The sequence below is a fragment of the Pseudomonas sp. NPDC087346 genome, from assembly GCF_044744235.1.
GTDB lineage: Bacteria > Pseudomonadota > Gammaproteobacteria > Pseudomonadales > Pseudomonadaceae > Aquipseudomonas.
Genome location: NZ_JBIUXX010000015.1, coordinates 71687 through 90410, shown reverse-complemented (window position 1 = coordinate 90410; position 18724 = coordinate 71687). Strand labels below are relative to the sequence as shown.

Below are 18724 nucleotides of genomic sequence, written 5' to 3'. Positions count from 1 at the left end.
AACTCCGGAAATACACAGAAAAAAGCAGTTTTGCGGGTCAGACGACCCAAAGAACCGCGAAGAATACGTCAGCCATCAAAACGCCGCCAGCGACGTCTATCGGCCCATACAAAGTAGCTCAATCGACACAATGGGTTGTCCCCGTGCGACGCATTGCATAGGCTTGCGCGATTGTTTGCCCGCGCCTGACGCGAGCCGCCTCGAGGAGACTGTAAATGGGCCTGAATAATCAGTGGATGCAACGCGACCTCGCGGTGTTGTGGCATCCCTGCACCCAGATGAAAGACCACGAACAGCTGCCGCTGATCCCGATCAAGCGCGGTGAAGGCGTTTGGCTCGAAGACTTCGAGGGCAAGCGCTATCTCGATGCGGTCAGCTCGTGGTGGGTCAACGTGTTCGGCCATGCCAACCCGCGGATCAACCAGCGCATCAAGGATCAGGTCGATCAACTGGAGCACGTGATTCTCGCCGGTTTCAGCCATCAGCCAGTGATCGAGCTGTCCGAGCGTCTGGTGAAAATGACGCCGGAAGGCCTGAACCGGGTGTTCTACGCCGATAACGGGTCGTCCTGCATCGAAGTCGCGCTGAAAATGAGCTTTCACTACTGGCTCAACTGCGGCAAACCTGCGAAAAAGCGCTTCGTCACCCTGACCAACAGCTACCACGGCGAAACCATGGCCGCGATGGCGGTCGGCGACGTGCCGCTGTTCACCGAGACCTACAAAGCGCTGCTGATGGACACCATCAAGGTGCCGAGCCCGGATTGCTATCTGCGTCCGCAAGGCATGAGCTGGGAAGAACACTCGCGCAATATGTTCGCCGCCATGGAACAAACTCTGGCAGAGAATCATGACAGCGTTGCTGCGGTGATCGTCGAGCCGCTGATTCAGGGCGCGGGCGGCATGCGCATGTATCACCCGGTGTATCTGAAACTGCTGCGCGAAGCCTGCGACCGTTACGGCGTGCACCTGATCCTCGACGAAATTGCCGTCGGCTTCGGCCGCACCGGAACCATGTTCGCCTGTGAACAGGCGGGTATCCGCCCGGACTTCCTCTGCCTGTCGAAAGCCCTGACCGGCGGCTATCTGCCGCTGGCGGCGTGCCTGACCACCGACGAGGTCTACAGCGCGTTCTACGATGACTATCCGACCCTCCGCGCCTTCCTGCACTCGCACAGCTACACCGGCAACCCGCTGGCCTGCGCGGCGGCACTGGCGACGCTGGATATCTTCGAGCAGGACAACGTCATCGAGAACAACAAGGCGCTGGCCCAGCGCATGGCTTCGGCCACTGCGCATCTGGTCGATCATCCGAACGTCAGCGAAGTGCGCCAGACCGGCATGGTGCTGGCCATCGAGATGGTCAAGGACAAGGCCACCAAGGAAGCCTACCCTTGGCAGGAACGCCGTGGCCTGAAGGTGTTCCAGCATGCACTGGGGCGTGGCGCGCTGTTGCGTCCGCTGGGCAGCGTGGTGTATTTCCTGCCGCCGTACGTGATTACCCCGGAGCAGATAGACTTCCTCGCCGAAGTCGCCAGCGAAGGCATCGACATCGCCACCCGTGACAGCGTCAGCGTGGCCGTGCCGAAGGACTTCCACCCGGGTTTCCGCGATCCGGGCTGATTGCCATTTGAAGGTTTGAAGAGAACCTTGTGGTGAGGGGATTTGTCCCCTCACCACAAAAGCAAGCCACTGTAATGCAAGATCCAATTTTCCAGAGACCCACCATGAGACTGTCCCGCTTCTTTATCGACGCCCCGCTGAGCATCGGCGATCACGAATTGCCGGAGGCTCAGGCGCATTACATCAGCCGGGTGCTGCGCATGGCCGAGGGCGATGCGGTGCAGATGTTCGACGGTTCCGGCCATGAGTTTCGCGGTTCGCTGAAAGAAGTCGGCAAGAAACGCGTGACGGTGCAGATCGACGAGCAACTCGCCGGTCAGATCGAATCGCCACTGCACATCCACCTCGGTCAGGGCCTGTCCCGTGGCGAGCGGATGGACTGGGCGATCCAGAAAGCCACCGAGCTGGGCGTGAACGAAATCACGCCGATTTTCAGCGAGCGCTGCGAAGTACGCCTGAAGGACGAACGCGCCGACAAACGCCTGCTGCACTGGCGTCAGGTGGCGATCAGCGCCTGCGAGCAGTGCGGTCGCTCACGAGTGCCGGTGATTCATCCACCGGTGTTGCTGGCGGACTGGATCAAGCAGACCGAAGCCGATCTGAAACTGGTGCTGCACCCGGTGGCCGAGCCGCTGGTGAGTCATGCCAAACCGGCGACGCTGGCGTTTTTGATCGGGCCGGAGGGTGGGTTGACCGATGCTGAGGTCGAGCAGGCCAAGGGCAATGGTTTCCATGCTGCACGCCTTGGGCCTCGGGTGTTGCGTACCGAGACTGCGCCGGTAGTGGCGCTAGCGGTCGCCCAGCAACTTTGGGGTGACTTTTAAGGCCCCATCGCTGGCAGGCCAGCTCCCACAGGTTTTTGTGGGGTTCACAAAATTCGAGTACGCCTCGGACACTGTGGGAGCTAGCCTGCTAGCGATTGGCCGCAACTCGGTCTACAAGACGTAAAACAGAATCGCCACAAAGTGCAGCAGACTCCCGGCGATCACGAACAAATGCCAGATCCCGTGCGCATGCCGCAACCGGTGATCGAGAGCAAAAAAGATGATCCCTACGGTGTACAACACACCGCCCGACGCCAGCCAGGCAAACCCGGTCGGGCCCAGCGCCGCGATCAGTGGCTTGACCGCCACCAGCACAATCCAGCCCATCACCGCATAAATCACGATCGACAGAATCCGCGCCTCGGAGCGCGGTTTGATCTCTTGCAGAATGCCGATCAGCGCCAGCCCCCAGACAATCCCGAACAACGTCCAGCCCCACGGCCCGCGCAGCGTCACCAGACAAAACGGGGTGTAGCTGCCGGCAATCAGCAGGTAGATCGAAAAGTGATCGACCTTCTTCATGATCGCTTTCTTGCGCCCGCGCACGCTGTGGTACACGGTCGATGCGCTGTAGAGCACCAGCAGGGTAAACGCGTAGATCGCAACGCTGACAATCTTCCACGGACTGCCATCGAGACTGGCAATCACCAACAACCACACCCCGCCGACAAATGCCGCCACCGCCCCGACCAGATGCGTCCAGGCGTTCAATCGTTCTCCGTGATACATGTGTTGCTCACCTCAAATTCGTTACCGCAACGCGCAAGGCTCGGGCCTTGAGCGTAAAAGCGCAATGTTTCTGTTCAACGCCAGGATCAAAAGATCGCAGCCTTCGGCATCTCCCGCTGGGGAATGCGATCTACTGTAGGAGCTGCCGAAGGCTGCGATCTTTTGATCTTCAAGGCACAATCGAGCCATTCCAAAAAGAGTCCGCGACATGCTGATCGACGAAGAATTGACCCTGAAAAAACTCGAGGTGTTCCTCGCCTTCATGCGCACCGGCAACCTCGCCCGCGCCGCCGCCGAGTTGCAGACCAGCAATGTCAGCGTACACCGCGCGATTCATTCGCTGGAAAGCGCCCTGCGCTGCCCGTTATTCAAACACGAAGGGCGCAACCTGACGCCACTGGAAAGCGCCTACGTACTCGAAGAACGCGCACAGAAGCTGATTCAGGACGTGGTCGAAAGCGTGCGCCTGACCCGTGAAGCGGCCGGGTTCTCGGCTGAGCGCTTCAAGCTGGGGTCGCTGTACTCACTGACGGTGAAGACCGTGCCGCAGTTGATCATGGGTCTGAAGATCCGCCGCAGCGAACTCAACATCGACCTGATTCTCGGCTCGAATATCGACCTGTTGTACAAGCTGAAGAACATGGAAGTCGATGCGATTCTGGTGTCGCTGGACGACAGCATCAACGATCCGGACTGCGAGCAAATTGCGCTGTTCTCCGATGATATTTTCCTCGCCACGCCCGCCGACTCAAGGTTCGCCCAGCGCCAGGAAGTCGATCTGGCCGAAGTGCGCGACGAGACCTTCATCACCCTGACCCAAGGCTTCGCCACCCATCAGGACGGCAACCGGGTATTCAAGCAGGCGGGGTTCGAGCCGAAAGTGGCGATGCAGGTCAACGACATCTTCACCCTGCTGAGCATGGTCAGCTCCGGTGTCGGTTATGCGTTGCTGCCCGGAAGGATTGCGGCGGTGTACGAGAACCGGGTGAAGCTGATCCCGTTGCAGGAAAAGTACCGCTTGCAGCAGCATATTGGCGTGGTGTTTCTCAAGGCCAAGGAGCGTGATCCGAATCTGCTGGCGTTGCTGGCGGAGTGTCGGATGTACGCCAATCGCCAGGCTTGAGACGGAGTTGTCTGCATCGCTGGCAAGCCAGCTCCCACAGGGTTTTGTGTCGATCAGGAAATCAGCATTCAACACAAAACCCTGTGGGAGCGGGCTTGCCCGCGATGGCGTCAGCCCGAACGACAACTAATCTTCTGCTTAGCCCATCAACCCACGCATCGCCAGAAACAACACCGAAGGCCCAAGCAAACAACCCAGTGCGGTATAAAACGCCGCCGTCAGACACCCATAAGGCACCAGTTTAGGATCCGTCGCCGCCAACCCGCCGGCCACGCCGCTTGAAGTGCCCATCAGGCCGCCGAAAATCACCGCACTGCGCGGATTGTTCAGGCCGATCATCGGCGCCACGAACGGCGTCATCACCATCACCAGAATCGCCTTGATCAGCCCCGCCGCAATCGACAGCGCCATGACCTCGGAACTCGCACCAATCGCTGCCCCCGTCACCGGCCCAACGATATACGTCACCGCACCTGCACCAATGGTGGTCAGACTCACCGCATCGGTATAACCAAACGCCATTGCCACACCGACCCCGGCCACGAACGACGTGCCAACCCCGATAAACAGCGCCAGCACACCCACAAACCCAGCCCTTTTGAGTTCATCGACACTCACGCCGAACGCCGTGGCGACAATCGCAAAGTCGCGCAGCATCGCGCCACCGAGCAAGCCGATACCCGACAGCAGCGGAATATCCACCACGCCCTTCTGCCCACCGGTCAGCGCACCGCCGACATACGACAGCAACAGACCGAGCAAAATCGCAATGGCCGAGCCGTGCAGACGGCCCTTGGTAAAGGTGTTGGATATCCAGTAGGACACCCACATGGTCACGCCGACTATCAGGAAACCACTGATCAAACCGTAGCCGGTGATCGCTTTCATCATCGATTCGTACATGGCAATCACCCCGCAGTCTTGGCTGGAGTGATCGGCGCCGGGTCCTTGTTGCCGAGGCGCGTCAGCACCGGCACCAAAGCAAAGGCAATCACCACCGCGAGCGTCCCGGCGAGAATCGCCATCGGTCCGCCCTTCAGCGCGCCGTAAACGTTTTGCTGGGCGGCCATGGCGACGACGATGGGAATGTACACCGCACTCCAGAACTCGACGCCCTGCTCGGTCTTGCCCTTGAGCCAGCCGCTCTTGTTGAGATAACTGCCGATACCGATCAGCAGCAACATCGCAATGCCGACCCCGCCGACGTTGGCCGGCACACCGATCAGTTTGCCGAGCAGTTCACCGATGAAGATGCCCACCAGGGTACAAAAGGCGAGAAACGCCACACCGTAGATAATCATTGTTGTTGTCCTCAAAGTGCATCGTCGAATGTTGTTTTTGTTGTTCGAAGCTTGAGTCGGCGGTTTAAGGTCGGCGGCTTCCCTCCTCACGCAACAGCGCCTGCAAGGTGTCGAGGCGGGCACTGTCGAAGGCAATGACGGTTCCCTGTTCGAACACCCGGCGCGCCAGCCCGGTCAGCACCGCAGCGGGCGGCAGTTCGATCTGTAGACGTACGCCGCGCTCATAAGCGCTTTGCACGGTGCCGCGCCAATCCACCACGCGGCACATGTTGAAAGCCAAATCATCACGCAGGGCGTCGGTCTTGATGACCGGACGGGCGCGACTGCCACTCAGATAAGCGATTTTCGGAGTTTTCAGCTCGACGTTGGCGAAGGCTTCTGCAAGCTTTGCCGCCGGTTCATCCAGCAACGGACAGTGCGACGGCACGCTGACGGCCAGACGTTTTGCCAGACCGGCGCCACGACTGCGCGCCAGTTCGGCGACGGCTTGCATCGCCGCATCGCTGCCGGCAATTACCACTTGGTTATCGGCATTGATGTTCGCCAGATAAACCGGCGTTTCGGCGCTGTGAACCTGCGCCAGCAATGTTTCGACTGTGGATAATTGCAGGCCGATGATCGCGGTCATGCCGTAGCCCTGTGGATAAGCCTGCTGCATCAACTCACCGCGCAGGCTGACCAGATGCAACGCATCGCCGAAATCCAAAGCCCCTGCCACCACCGCTGCCGGGTAGGCACCGATGGACAGACCCGCGACGAAATCCGCTTGCAGTCCGTCCTGCAACAACTGTCGCGATGCCGCGACTGCGGCGATCAGCAAACACAACTGCACCGCCCGCGTGCCACGCAACACTTCGGGCGAATCCAGTTGCAGGACGTCTTCGCCCAGCACATCACTGGCCTCGATCAGGGTTTCCCGAGGCAAACGCTGGAGCATGCCCGGCTGCTGCGCGCCTTGCCCCGGGAACACCAGCAAACTGCTCACGCTGCCTGCTCCTGCGGATTCCATGGATCGCTGACCAGGCAGGCCTGATGCGCATTTTTCAGCAACACCTTTGCGGACTGCCCGGCCCATTCGCGCAGGGCGATTGCGCCAAATGGCGTCTGCAATTGCATATCGACCCGGCACGCCACCTGATCGAAAAGCTCAACAAGTTTGCGCGCCTGATTACGCGGCAACAGCTGCGGCGTGCGCAGGATCAGATCGAGATCGCTGTCGGCATGCATCGCCGCAATCCCGCTGGCCAGTTCGAACCCGGCACTGCCGCTGACACCCCAGACCCAACCGCAATCATCGAGCATCGGCCGCAATTGCTTGAGGGCATGAACCACCGGCAAATCTCTCAGGCTTTCAACATTGCACAGCGCTTCAGGACTGACGCGGCAAGCTATCGAATCAACAGCCATGAACGCCGCCAATCGTTGCTCTCGCGCCACACCGCGCACGCCGACAGCGACGAATCCCGAGTCCGCCAACGCCCGCCGCACCACCACCGGTTGCCCGGCCTTCAGCGACTCGACCGCCCACTCCGGCGCATCCGCCGGCAACTGCGCCGGGGTCATGCCCCAGAGCAGATCGTGAGCGAACAAGGTGCTCACCACTGCGCCCTCAACAATTCCCGCACGCGGCTGGACGCAGCACGATTTTTCGCGCCAAGACGATTGCTCAGATCTGTACCGGAGATATCGCTGATCGCCTGAGTCAGGCACTCGGTGACCCGCGCCAGATCTTCTGCGCTCGGCTGTTCAATCTGCTGCACCGACAAGGTTTCCCACAGCAGACCGAGGCTGGCGTAGCTGTCGATGTCATAGGCCATCGGCGGCACGCTGGCGGCCAACGCCTCAAGTTCTTCAACGCTGCGCAATGTCACCCGAGCCGCCGAGGCCTTGCCCATCGCATGCACCATCACCCCCGGATCACGCAGGGCGATCATGCGATTGGCCTGATAACCGTGGGCGAGAAACGCCCCGGACATGGCTTTGCCCACCAGCAGCGCAATCACCGGATGCCCGGCCAGTCGGGCGCGGGCATAACTGTCCGCCGCACCCGCCAGGGCCTGATGAATGCCGAGGGCTTCTTCGCGGCGACCGTAAGCCTGACTCGGCACATCGACGATGGCGATCAGCGCACGCTTCTGCGACTTGTCACGGTCGGCAGTGATCGCATCATCCACGGCCTTGGCCAGGCCCCAGCCTTCGAGCAGCCCGACTTCGCCGTTGCGGGCGCGAGGAAAACGGTTGTCAGGATCGGCCACCACCGCGAGCAAACGCCCGAGTGCGGTGTCGGCGACTTTCAGCGATGGCGGTAAACCTTCGACCGTCGCAGCGCCCGCGCTCAAGGCGTTGAACCAGTTCAAACCCCGCAGGGAATAGCCACTCATGAGCGCGCTCCTTGATACAGATCGCGAACCACCGAAGGTTCGATTTGCGGCTCGGCGTTCAACTGCGCCAGCCGTTGCAGAAACAGCGCCGACTGCTGACTCCGTGGCTGCGCCGGCAAGCCTTGCTGCAACAATTCGCCGACTTGCTGGCGAATCTGCGCCACGTCATCGGCGACATAACGATCCACCAGACCACTGGCGAAACGTTGCTCGCCACCGGTCAGGCTCCAGATGAATGGCCGATCACGCGAGTCGTATTCCTCGATCCCGGCTTCCTGCTCGATTACTTGCGGGCCATTCAGACCGAGGCGTGCTTCGCGGGTCACCAGCAAATAACTGCACAACCCGGCGGCAATCGACATGCCGCCAAAACAACCGACGCTGCCGGCGACCACGCCCACCACCGGTTGGTATTGCTGCAAATCGACAATCGCTGCATGGATGTCGGCAATCGCCGCCAGCCCGAGGTTGGCTTCCTGCAAACGCACGCCACCGGTTTCGAGCAGCAACACGGCGCGGGTCGGGATGCCTTTGCGGTTGTCTTCGGCGGCCAGTTCCAGCGCGCCGGCAATCTTCGCCCCGCCGACTTCGCCGAGGCTGCCGCCCTGAAACGCGCCTTCGATGGCGGCAATCACCACCGGCAAACCGTCTAGGCTGCCCTTGGCAATCACCACGCCGTCATCGGCCTGCGGCACCACGCCCTGACGCTCCAGCCACGGCGACATCACCCGCTGGAACGGATCGAGCAACTCACGGAAAGTACCGGCATCGAGCAAGGCTTTCGCCCGCTGCCGCGCACCGAGTTCGACGAAGCTGTGTTTGCTGAGAAGTTCTGCACTGTCAGTCATGGCCGATCTCCTCGAAGCCTTGTTCCAGACGCAGACGCACCACGCCCGGGGTTGCGCCGAAATCGTGGATATCGATGGCCATCGCCGGAGGCGTGGTGCCGTCGAACATCCGCGCAAACAGATGCTGCCAGCGCAACTGAGCACCGTTGACCGAGGTCTGCACATTGATCGTCAACTTGCCGGCCAGTCCCGGTTCGATCAGCACTTCCAGATCGCCCGAGCCGACACAACCCACCAGCGCACGACCGCGTGGCGGCTGCCCGGCGGGGAATTCAAACGATAGGGTTTCCATCAAAACGCTCCCTGAAGAATGCCGTCGCGCTCGATTCGGTCGAGCAATAAAGTGGCCGCAAGCAGGTCAGCGGCTCCACCGGGCGAGGCATTCAATGCGATGAGTTGTTGATCCAGTTCATTCAGGCGTCGCCGCCCGGCAAGGCTGGCGCTGCCGCCAGCGTCTAGCACCGCTTGCGCGCCGTGCTGCATGGCTTGCAGGCCTTGCTCGCCGGCGCGATAGAGCACGCAGGTATCGGCCAAGTCGGTCATGATCGCCAGCAGCGCGTCAAGCCGGGCGTTCTGTTCGCCATGCCCGGCAGCGCGGCTGCTTTTGAGTTGCGGCAGTCCGCGTTGCAGCACCGACGGGAAGCCGAGTTGCGCTTCTTCACGGGCGCCGCGAGCGCCGTAACGCAGGGCAACTTGGGCGCCGTGGCTCAGCGGACGCGGTGCGTAACGATCATCGAGCAATGCCAGACGTGCGGCGCGCAGGGTGACGGCGTTGGCGCTATTGGATTGCGGTTTCAGCGCGGCGGCAGTCACCAACAATCCCAAGGCCCAGATCGCCCCGCGATGAGTGTTCACACCGTTGGTGGTGGTGAGCATCGCTTGCTCACCTTCGCGACCGATCCGGCCAATCGCTTCACGCAGCGCCAGACCGACTTCGCCGATCTCGACCGCCGCTTCAGCCATCTCCTTGAACGCCGGCCACAACGACAGCGCCGAGGCGTGCATCAGCCCCAAATGCAGATCGGTGTGCGCGCCGTTGCCACGACGGTCGACCAGTGCCGGTTTCGGCGACAGATCGGCTTCGTCGATCAACGCATCCACGGCCAGATCTGCCAGCCGTTCGGTCAGCGACAGTGGTTTCGCTTGCAGGTTAAGTGCGTGCATTACCAACTCCTGAACTTGGCGGGCGGGTTGTAGAGGCCGCCGGACCACTCGACCAGATCGGCCACGCTCTTCGCCGCCAGCAGTTCGCGGGTGGCGTCGGTGCGGCGGATGCCGAGGTCTTCGGGCAGCGCGATCAAACCTTCGCGGCGCATGCGTGCGGTGTCTTTCGGGTTGTGGCCCAGGCCGATGGCGGTGACCCCGGCGACAGCGGCGATCATTGCCTGGCGCTCTTCCAGCGAGCGCGCCTTGTACAGATAGGCGATGCCTTCTTCGGTCAGCAGGTGAGTGACGTCGTCGCCGTAGATCATGATCGGCGCCAGCGGCATGCCGCTTTTCTTCGCCACTTCCACCGCGTCGAGGGTTTCGACGAAGGTCGGTTTGCCGCCCTCCTGAAAAGTCTCGACCATTTGCACCACGAGTTTTTTGCCGCGTTCGAGCATTGGTTGCTCGGCATCGGCGTGGCGCATGTCGAGCCACGCCGGGGTGCTGTGACGACGGCCACGCGGGTCATGGCCCATGTTCGGCGCGCCACCGAAACCAGCAAGTCGCCCACGGGTGACCGTGGATGAATGACCGTCGCCATCGACTTGCAGTGTCGCGCCGATGAACAGGTCCACCGCGTACTGTCCGGCCAGTTGGCTGTACATGCGGTTGGAGCGCAACGAACCGTCGCGCCCGGTGAAGAACACGTCCGGGCGCGCGGCGATGTAGTTCTCCATGCCCAGTTCGGTACCGAAGCAATGCACGCTTTCGACCCAACCGCTTTCAATCGCCGGGATCAGCGTCGGGTGCGGGTTGAGCGTCCAGTTGCGGCAGATCTTGCCTTTGAGGCCGAGGGATTCGCCGTAGGTCGGCAGGATCAATTCGATGGCGGCGGTGTTAAAACCGATGCCGTGATTCAGCGACTGCACGTTGTGTTTTTCGTAGATGCCGCGGATCGCCATCATCGCCATCAACACATGCACGGGTTTGATGTGCCGTGGGTCGCGGGTGAACAGCGGTTCGATGTAGAACGGCTTGTCGGCCACCACCACGAAATCCACCCATGAAGCGGGAATATCGACGCGGGGCAAGTCGCTGACGTCATCGACCAACTGGTTGACCTGGACGATGACAATACCGTCGCTGAACGCCGCCGGTTCGATCAGCGCCGGAGTGTCTTCGGTGCTTGGCCCGGTGTAGATGTTGCCGGCCCGATCGGCCATGAATCCGGCGGAGAGCACGACGTTGGGGATCAGGTCCACCACCAGTCGCGCATAGAGTTCGATATAGGTGTGAATCGCGCCGACTTCCAGCAGACCGTCTTCGAGCAACTGGCTGATGCGCAGGCTCTGGGTGCCGGCGAAAGAGAAATCGAGCTTGCGGGCGATGCCGCGTTCGAACAGATCAAGGTGCTCGGAGCGGCCGACGCTGGGCATGATCATGTGCAAATCGTGGAGCTTGGCCGGATCAGCCTTGGCCAATGAGCGAGAGAGGAAATCTGCCTGCTTCTGGTTATTGCCCTCCAGCACTACACGGTCGCCGGGCAGGATCAACGCCTCAAGCGCGGCGACGATCTTGTCGGTGGGCAACACCACACCGTCGGCCAGATCGCGTACCTGCTCAAGGCGACGCTTCTTCTCATCACGCCGCCGCGTCCAGCGCGAGTCGGGGGATATTGTTGTTGTCATGCTCACTCCACGGGGTTCGCTTTCGTGGAGGTAAGTTAGGCGTGTGGATGCAGGGCATCAATCAAGCGCGGCGGTGAATCATTACGCTCAGCGTAACGTTTACCACCGCTATCGCGAGCAGGCTCACTCCTACAGGGGCCAGCGTCGTTCACAAATTCTTTGGCCGACGCAAAGTCCTGTAGGAGCTGCGGCACGCTGCGATCTTTTGATCTTGCTCCTTAAAAAGTCAGGATCAAAAGATCGCAGCGTGCCGCAGCTCCTACAGGGGAGCGTATTTCAAATGTGGGAGTGAGCACGCGGTTGACGGCCATTTCCGCCACCATCACCACCTGGGCGATGCCTTGCAGGGTTTTTCGGTGTGAGCCTTCAACCAGCGCCGCGTGGTTGTTGAGCATGACCGTGACCGACCCAAGCGATTCGCGCGCAAGGATTTGTAGGCTGTAGGGCGTAACACTGAGTGTCTTTAAACAGCATAAGTGCAAGGTGTTTATTGCCTTCCATAAACCGATGATTTATCTGTCGGATTCAGGTGATGCAACAGACGCCATCGCGAGCAGGCTCGCTCCCACAGGGTTCAGCTTCGTTCGCAAATTCTTTGCCCGACACAACCCCCTGTAGGAGTGAGCCTGCTCGCGATGAGGTCAGCGAGATCACTGAAGATTCTAGATCAATGGACCAGGCCAGCATCCACCAACAACTGCTCCAGCCCCAACAGATCCGGCACTTTCGCCACTTGCTCGCCCACTTGCACCGCCGCCTGTTCCAGCGCGCACAACGGCACGTCGACGTAACTCAACTGGCTGTCGAGCTTGTACGAGCGCGGAATCCCCTGCACCAGCAGTGCGATGAATTTCAGCTCGGGCAAGCCGCCGAGGGCGTTGAGGATGACGATTCGGGCGCGTTCGCCGATGACGATTTTCTGCCCGCAGGCCGACTCGAAACTCAGCAACGGAATCTGCCGCTGGCGCCATGACACGCGCCCGAGATACCACGGCGGCGTATCGAGATCGAACGCGCTGGACTGGTAGTCAATCAACTCGGCCACCGCGACGTTGGGCAGGATCAGGTTGCGATCCGCCAGCGGCAGCAACAGCCCGGTGAGTTGGCTGCTGCGCTGATTGTGCCGGCGTTCATGCATGTTTCTTGCTCCATTGGGCAATGCTTTCGAGCAGCACCGATTCCTGGTACGGCTTGCCGAGGTAGTCGTTGACGCCGATGGCCATCGCCCGGTCGCGGTGCTTCTGGCCGGTTCGCGAGGTGATCATGATGATCGGCAGGTGTTGCAGGCGTTCGTCGTTACGCACTTGCGTGGCGACTTCGAAGCCGTCCATGCGCGGCATTTCGATGTCGAGCAGCATCAGGTCCGGCATGTGCTCTTCAAGCAGCAACATCGCATCGACCCCGTCCTTGGCGGTCAGCACGTTCATGCCGTGGCGTTCGAGCAAGCGACTGGTGACCTTGCGCACCGTGACCGAATCGTCGACCACCAGCACCAGCAGTGGTTTCTGCGGTTCGCTCTCTAGTTCGGCATGCGCCGGATGCTGCGGCAGGCGCGCCTGCATGGCACGAATCGGCGCCAGCAGATCGAGAATCAGCACCACCCGGCCATCGCCGAGAATGGTCGCGCCGGACACGCCCTGCACCGCGCCAAATTGCGGGCCGAGGCTCTTGACCACAATCTCGCGAGTGCCGGCCATGGCATCGACTTGCACCGCGATGTGCCGGTCGTTGCACTGCACCAGCAGCACCGGCAACGGCAGACTCTGGCCGAGCAGTTTCGGACGTGGCGCGGTTTTCAGCAGTTCGCCGAGATAGCACAGTTCATAACGTTGCCCGGCGTAGTGATAGCTCGGCGGATCAAGACGGAAATGCCCTTCCAGATCATTCGGCAACACACGCACGATGCCGTCGATGGTGTTCAGCGGGATCGCGTATTGATCCTCGCCGCTCTGCACCATCAGCGCCCGGTTGACCGATACGGTGAACGGTAGCCGGATGCGGAAATGCACGCCCTGCCCCGGCACCGAATCAATGCTCATGCTGCCGCCGAGTTGGCGCACTTCTTCGTGCACCACGTCCATGCCGACGCCACGCCCGGAAATCTGCGTGATCTTCTCGGCGGTGGAGAACCCCGGCTGCAAGATGAACTGCAACACGTCGCGGTCGCTGATCTCGGCATCCGGCGCGAGCATTCCACGCTTGATCGCCTTGCGCCGCACGGCATCCAGCGGCACGCCCGCGCCATCATCGCGGATGTCGAAAATGATATCGCCACCTTCGCGGGACAGATCGAGGGTAATGTTGCCCTGCGCCGGTTTACCCGCCACCAGCCGTGCCTCGGCCGATTCCAGACCATGATCGACGGCATTGCGCAGCATGTGTTCCAGCGGTGCGGCCATGCGTTCCAGCACGTTGCGGTCCATCTCGCCCTCGGCGTTGCCGACAGTGAACGCGACGTCTTTATTCAGCTCTTCCGAGACCTGGCGGACGATGCGTTTGAGCCGCGGCAACATCCGTTCGAATGGCACCATGCGCGTACGCATCAGGCCTTCCTGCAATTCGGTGTTGATCCGGCCCTGCTGTTGCAGCAGGTTCTCGGCATCGTGATTGCGCCGGTCGAGGGTTTCCTTCAAATCGAGCAAGTCGGAGGCGGATTCGAACAACGCCCGCGACAGTTGCTGCAACTGCGAATGACGGTCCATTTCCAGCGGATCGAATTCTTCATAGCCCAGACGTTCGGCGTCGACTTGCTGACGACTGAGAATCCGCCCCTGGGTTTCGGTGTCGAGGCGGCGCAACTGATCGCGCATACGCTCGATGGTGGTTTCCATCTCGTTCAGCGCGACTTGCGCATCGTTGACCTGCTGTTCGATTCGGCCACGAAAAATCGAAGTCTCACCGGCCAGATTGACCAGTTCATCCAGCAACTCGGCGGAGACTTTGACCATGTCCGCACCCGCATCGGCGGCGGGTGCAGCGGCTTCGGTCTTCAGCGGGATTGGCAACAGCGGCGGTGTGTCGAGGGTCGCCGGGTGACTGAAATTCTGGATCGCATTGATCAGTCGATCTGCCGGTGGGCATGGCTGACCGGCGCGCACTGCGTCAAGCATCTGCGCCAAGCGGTCATGCCCGCGCTGCACCAGCGCGAACAGTTCGGCGCTCGGTTGCAGCACGCCACCGGAGAGGCTTTCGTAGAGATATTCCAGCTCGTGGGCGAGGTCGCCAATCGGGCCGATTTCGACCATCCGCGCGCCGCCCTTGAGGGTGTGCAGATCGCGCAGCAGGGTTTCCACTTCCTGACGATTGCCCGGCTCGGCCTGCCAGCGCAGCAGCGCGGCGCCGGAGTTTTCGATGATGTCGAAACCTTCTTCGAGGAAGATTTCCAACAGTTCAGGATCGTGGCCGGCGCTGTCGTGGCTGAGTGCGGGCGGGGTTATTTCGGAGTGGGCAGTCTGACCCTGGCGGAACTGACGAATCGCTTCGATCAGATCGGCTGCCGGGCTCAATGGCTGATGGTTTTGCAACTGCTCAAGCAACTGCGCCAAACGGTCGTGGCTCTTGTGCAGCAACTGGCCCAAGGCTTCGCTGTAGCCGCTGCGCCGATCAATCAGCACCTCGTAGAGACTTTCCAGTTCATGGGCCAAGTCGCCTATGGCATCGACTTCGGCCATCCGCGCACCGCCCTTGAGCGTATGCAAATCACGCTGCAACGATGACAGTGGTGCGGCGTTCTCTGGATCAGCCAACCAGCGCTGCAAGGCCTGGCCGGCGCTGTCGAGAATATCCACCGCCTCTTCAAGAAAGATCTCGACGATCTCGTCGTCTTGCTCGGTTTCATTGCCGGTTTGTGCCAGCTCAGCCGTGGCGGCACCCAATTCGTGGATGCTCAGCGTGCGACTGCCGTCGCTGCGGATCAGGCCCATCGCCGTCGGGTCGAGGCTCTCATCCAGCAGATCGTGCAAGGCGCGAATACGCTGCGGCTGCGGAGTGACTTCCTGGCCGGCAGCCAGTTCGTCGAGCATGTTGATCAGCGCTTCGTGGGCGTTCTGCGCTTCCTGAAAAAACCGTTCGCTGACCGCCAGACTGCTTTCTTCAACAGCGCCATACAGGTCGAGCAAGGCTTCACACAGCACGTCCACCGGCAGCAGATCGGCGAGGTGCGCGCCTTCGCCGAGGGTGGTCAATTCATCCAGCAGCGCGCTGAGTTCCTGACGTTCGCCGGGGTGTTGCTGCCAGCGCTGCAACAGGCTTTCGGCGTCGAGCAGAATGTCCATGCCCTGGGCGAGGAAGTTGTTGATCAGTTGTGGATCGCGCTTGACCCGCAAGCCACCGCTTGGCGCATCGAGGATCGATTGCAGGCGCTCGGCCAGTAACGTTTCGGTGCGTTTGATCAGCGCTTGCGCACCGGCAATCGGCGCCAGCGGATCATGCTTGAGCTGACGCAGGCCTATGCGGAACAAGCCTTCGGCTTCGAGCAGCAGTTCCACTTCGTCGAGGTCGAGCGGCAGTTGATGGGCCTTGAACTCGCGGGCCAGTTGATCGAGCGGCGCCGCCAGTGCGGCAATCGGTAAAACTCCGGCCATCGACGCGCTGCCCTTGAGCGTGTGCAAGGCGCGCTGCAATTCATCGCTGGCCTGCAACGGCACGTGTTCGGCGGCTTGATCAAGGAAACGATTGAGGCTGGCGAGATGGGTTTCGGCCTCGTTGCGGAAGATTTCCAGCAACAGTGGATCAAGCGCCGCGACGTCTTCCACGTCCTCGGCAGCCAACGGCGTATCACCCTTGGCCAGCGCATGGGCGCGGGCGGCCAGTTGATCGACATCGCTGCGCTGACGCTGGGCATTGGCGGCGAATTCGTTGATCAGTTCCGGCAACAGCTGCAAGGTGTCGGCGAGCAATTGCTGCACCACTGAGCCCGGCTCGACGCTGTGCTCCAGCACGCGGTTGAGCAGGTTTTCCACGGCCCACGCCAGCTCGCCGAGGATCAGCGCACGGACCATCCGCCCGCTGCCCTTCAAGGTATGGAAGGCGCGGCGCAATTCGGTCAGCGCGGCGCGATCCTGCGGATTGGCCGACCAGCGCGGCAGGTATTCGCGCAGGACATCCAGCACCTCGTCGGTCTCTTCGAGGAACACTTCGAGCAGTTCGTCATCCACCGGTTCTTCATCGTCCGGCGGCGGCATCAGGCTGCCGGGGGTGATCAGCGCTGGCGGGTTGAGCGCCGACACCGGGCTGGCCAGCACATCGGCCAGCGACTGGACGATTTGCGGGTCATCCAGCGCCTGCATGTCTTGCATCACCAGCGCTTCGCTGGGGCTGAGCACGTCGTCGAGCAGCGGCACATGCTGTGCGCCGGGTTGCTCGTCGGGATAGAAACCGAGGCTGGCGAGGCTCTTCTGGGTGATATCCAGCAGTTGTTCGCTCGGCGCTTGCGGGTCATCGCTCAAGCGTTCGAGGTAATACTCAAGACCGCTGATGACATCGGCGAGGCTGTCCAGTTGCTGCCAGCCTGGCGCGTGCTGGTCGAGCAGCAGATGCTCGCGGATGAAACCGTTGCACGCCTCGACCAGACTCGCCGCGCGACTCAGACCAATCACCGCCAGTGCGCCACGCACCTGGGTCAGCAGCTCCGGCAACGGTTGCAGTTGCTGGCGATCCCAGTCGGCGTCGATGTAGTCGACGATCATGTCCTTGGCCTGTTGCAGGCAGATGCGCGCTTCCTTGATCACGATCTGATGAATCTGCGTCAGGTCGGTGGTCGGCAGGCGCGAGTCTTCCTGGCTTTCCGTTTCGACCGTGCCGACCATCCCGGCCAGATTCGCTTCGACGTAGAGCAAAGCACCGGCAACGTCCATCAGCGTCGCGTCATTCGGTTCGCGCTGGCCTTGGGCGAGGCTCAGCACCACCGCCAGTTGATCGATGATGACTTTGCGTGGCTGGCCGAAACCAAGCACCGCGAGGGTGTCGGCGATCTGTCGCAACGGCGCCAACAGACTCTCCAGATCCGAGGTGTGCTGACGGTCGCTGCGCACGAACAGATCCAGCCGCTCCTTGACCCGCACCAGTTCTTCGCAAAGCGCGGCGAGCACCGAGCGCATCGCATCGCGGTCGGGGCCGGCCAGCCGCGCCCGTTCTTCGTCGACCATCGCGGTGTCGGGCAGCGCGTCGTCCAGAGAGTAGCGATCTTTCATGGTCAGCATCTGCCCGGTGGGATGTTCGGCTTTGGCAATATAGAACAACAGGCTCTTGAGCAGCTCTGGCGGTGGCGGCTGGTTGATCCCGGACAGGCCCTGTTCAAGCAAGCGCTTGAGCTCCTTGTCGGCATCCTTCAACAGGCTGCGCAGCGCCGGGCTGTTGGCGATGGCGCCTTCACGCATGCCTTCGACCAGCGCCGAGGCGACCTGCCACAACGGGCTCAACGGCGCGTCACCGCTCAGCGCTTCGAGCCGGGTGAAGACTTTGCCGAGGTAGCCGAGGTGGGTTTGATCGTCCTGCTCGCGCAGTAACCCGAGCAAGGCCATTTGCAAGGTCTGGCGCAACTTGCGCAGCACGTTCGGCAGCTCTGGGGGTTCGAGCAAGGCGAGTTCTTCGTCGCTCAGTGGCGGCAGTTCCGGCAGTTGCGGGCTGAACAGGCTGGTCTCGGACAACAGACTTTCACCGCGAGCGCTGCGCAGATCGTTGATCAGCGGCAGCACCACCAGCGGCAGATCGCGACGGGCGTTCTGCACCCGGTCGAGGTAGATCGGCAATTGCCCGAGGGCCTGCATCAGCAAGTGCAAGGCTTCGTCGCGATGGCTGACACGATCCTGCAACAACGCTTCGGCCAGATGTTCCATCTCTTCGGCCAGCAATGCGGCGCCGTAGAACTCGACCATTTGCAAGCTGCCGTGTACCTGATGGATGCACGCCAGGCACTCGGCCAGCCCGGGCGTTGCCTGCTGATCATCGAGCACGGCTTCAATCGCCTGATGCGCCTGTTTCAGCGTTTCGGCAATTTCGCCCTTGACCCATTCGAGGGCCACATAGTCGTGCCGATCACCCATAACCACTTCGCTCAGCGCC

At 61.4% G+C, this 18724-nt stretch carries 15 protein-coding genes and 1 pseudogene; 3 read left to right on the top strand and 13 right to left on the bottom strand.

All coding sequences use genetic code 11. The features are described 5' to 3' along the window. Positions 1-215 precede the first annotated feature (215 nt). Both ACIOZM_RS12025 and ACIOZM_RS12020 read left to right on the top strand, forming a co-directional pair. Positions 216-1622, top strand: a complete 1407-nt coding sequence (locus ACIOZM_RS12025) for an adenosylmethionine--8-amino-7-oxononanoate transaminase (protein WP_401213698.1) — start codon at positions 216-218, stop codon at positions 1620-1622. 104 nt (positions 1623-1726) lie between these two features. Next, on the top strand, positions 1727-2446 hold the full coding sequence (locus ACIOZM_RS12020; protein WP_401213695.1) for a 16S rRNA (uracil(1498)-N(3))-methyltransferase: 720 nt from the start codon (positions 1727-1729) through the stop codon (positions 2444-2446). A 111-nt stretch (positions 2447-2557) separates the two neighbouring features. Here ACIOZM_RS12020 and ACIOZM_RS12015 read toward each other — a convergent pair whose 3' ends face one another. Beyond that, a complete protein-coding gene (locus ACIOZM_RS12015; protein ID WP_401213692.1) occupies positions 2558-3175 on the bottom strand; it encodes a hemolysin III family protein in 618 nt (205 codons plus the stop codon). A gap of 208 nt (positions 3176-3383) precedes the next feature. On the opposite strand from ACIOZM_RS12015, the gene ACIOZM_RS12010 reads away from it, so the two are divergent. Beyond that, positions 3384-4298 (top strand): LysR substrate-binding domain-containing protein, encoded by a 915-nt coding sequence (locus tag ACIOZM_RS12010; protein ID WP_401213689.1) that lies wholly within the window; start codon positions 3384-3386, stop codon positions 4296-4298. 138 nt (positions 4299-4436) lie between these two features. On the opposite strand, the gene madM is transcribed toward ACIOZM_RS12010, so the two are convergent. From madM to ACIOZM_RS11950, 12 genes and pseudogenes are all read right to left on the bottom strand, one after another. Next, entirely contained in the window at positions 4437-5201 is a 765-nt protein-coding gene (gene madM / locus ACIOZM_RS12005; protein ID WP_401213687.1) for a malonate transporter subunit MadM, read from the bottom strand. Between the two features lie 5 nt (positions 5202-5206). Then, positions 5207-5599, bottom strand: coding sequence for a malonate transporter subunit MadL (madL, locus tag ACIOZM_RS12000; protein ID WP_401213684.1), 393 nt, complete (start codon positions 5597-5599; stop codon positions 5207-5209). 64 nt (positions 5600-5663) lie between these two features. Then, positions 5664-6584, bottom strand: coding sequence for a malonate decarboxylase subunit epsilon (gene mdcH, locus ACIOZM_RS11995; RefSeq protein ID WP_401213681.1), 921 nt, complete (start codon positions 6582-6584; stop codon positions 5664-5666). Then, complete coding sequence (locus tag ACIOZM_RS11990; protein ID WP_401213678.1) at positions 6581-7201, bottom strand: malonate decarboxylase holo-ACP synthase; 621 nt, start codon at positions 7199-7201, stop codon at positions 6581-6583. Before ACIOZM_RS11990 ends, mdcH begins: the two co-directional genes overlap by 4 nt. Further along, a complete protein-coding gene (mdcE, locus tag ACIOZM_RS11985; protein WP_401213675.1) occupies positions 7195-7980 on the bottom strand; it encodes a biotin-independent malonate decarboxylase subunit gamma in 786 nt (261 codons plus the stop codon). Before mdcE ends, ACIOZM_RS11990 begins: the two co-directional genes overlap by 7 nt. Continuing rightward, the gene (locus ACIOZM_RS11980) at positions 7977-8828 is read right to left on the bottom strand and encodes a biotin-independent malonate decarboxylase subunit beta (protein ID WP_401213673.1); all 852 of its coding nucleotides are present in this window, start codon (positions 8826-8828) and stop codon (positions 7977-7979) included. The genes mdcE and ACIOZM_RS11980 overlap by 4 nt, the downstream gene beginning before the upstream one ends. Next, positions 8821-9120 (bottom strand): malonate decarboxylase subunit delta, encoded by a 300-nt coding sequence (locus ACIOZM_RS11975; RefSeq protein WP_007913697.1) that lies wholly within the window; start codon positions 9118-9120, stop codon positions 8821-8823. Before ACIOZM_RS11975 ends, ACIOZM_RS11980 begins: the two co-directional genes overlap by 8 nt. Then, positions 9120-9992 carry a triphosphoribosyl-dephospho-CoA synthase gene (locus ACIOZM_RS11970; protein WP_401213670.1) on the bottom strand — a complete coding sequence of 291 codons (873 nt, stop codon included), beginning with the start codon at positions 9990-9992 and terminating at the stop codon, positions 9120-9122. Before ACIOZM_RS11970 ends, ACIOZM_RS11975 begins: the two co-directional genes overlap by 1 nt. Beyond that, positions 9992-11662: a malonate decarboxylase subunit alpha gene (mdcA, locus tag ACIOZM_RS11965; RefSeq protein WP_401213667.1), complete on the bottom strand. Its 1671-nt coding sequence runs from the start codon at positions 11660-11662 to the stop codon at positions 9992-9994. The genes ACIOZM_RS11970 and mdcA overlap by 1 nt, the downstream gene beginning before the upstream one ends. A gap of 218 nt (positions 11663-11880) precedes the next feature. Continuing rightward, positions 11881-12087 (bottom strand): annotated as a pseudogene (locus ACIOZM_RS11960) (DUF6124 family protein); the annotation flags it as partial. 242 nt (positions 12088-12329) lie between these two features. Then, positions 12330-12800 carry a chemotaxis protein CheW gene (locus ACIOZM_RS11955; protein ID WP_401213665.1) on the bottom strand — a complete coding sequence of 157 codons (471 nt, stop codon included), beginning with the start codon at positions 12798-12800 and terminating at the stop codon, positions 12330-12332. Continuing rightward, positions 12793-18705: an Hpt domain-containing protein gene (locus ACIOZM_RS11950; RefSeq protein WP_401213662.1), complete on the bottom strand. Its 5913-nt coding sequence runs from the start codon at positions 18703-18705 to the stop codon at positions 12793-12795. The genes ACIOZM_RS11955 and ACIOZM_RS11950 overlap by 8 nt, the downstream gene beginning before the upstream one ends. Between the last annotated feature and the right edge of the window lie 19 nt (positions 18706-18724).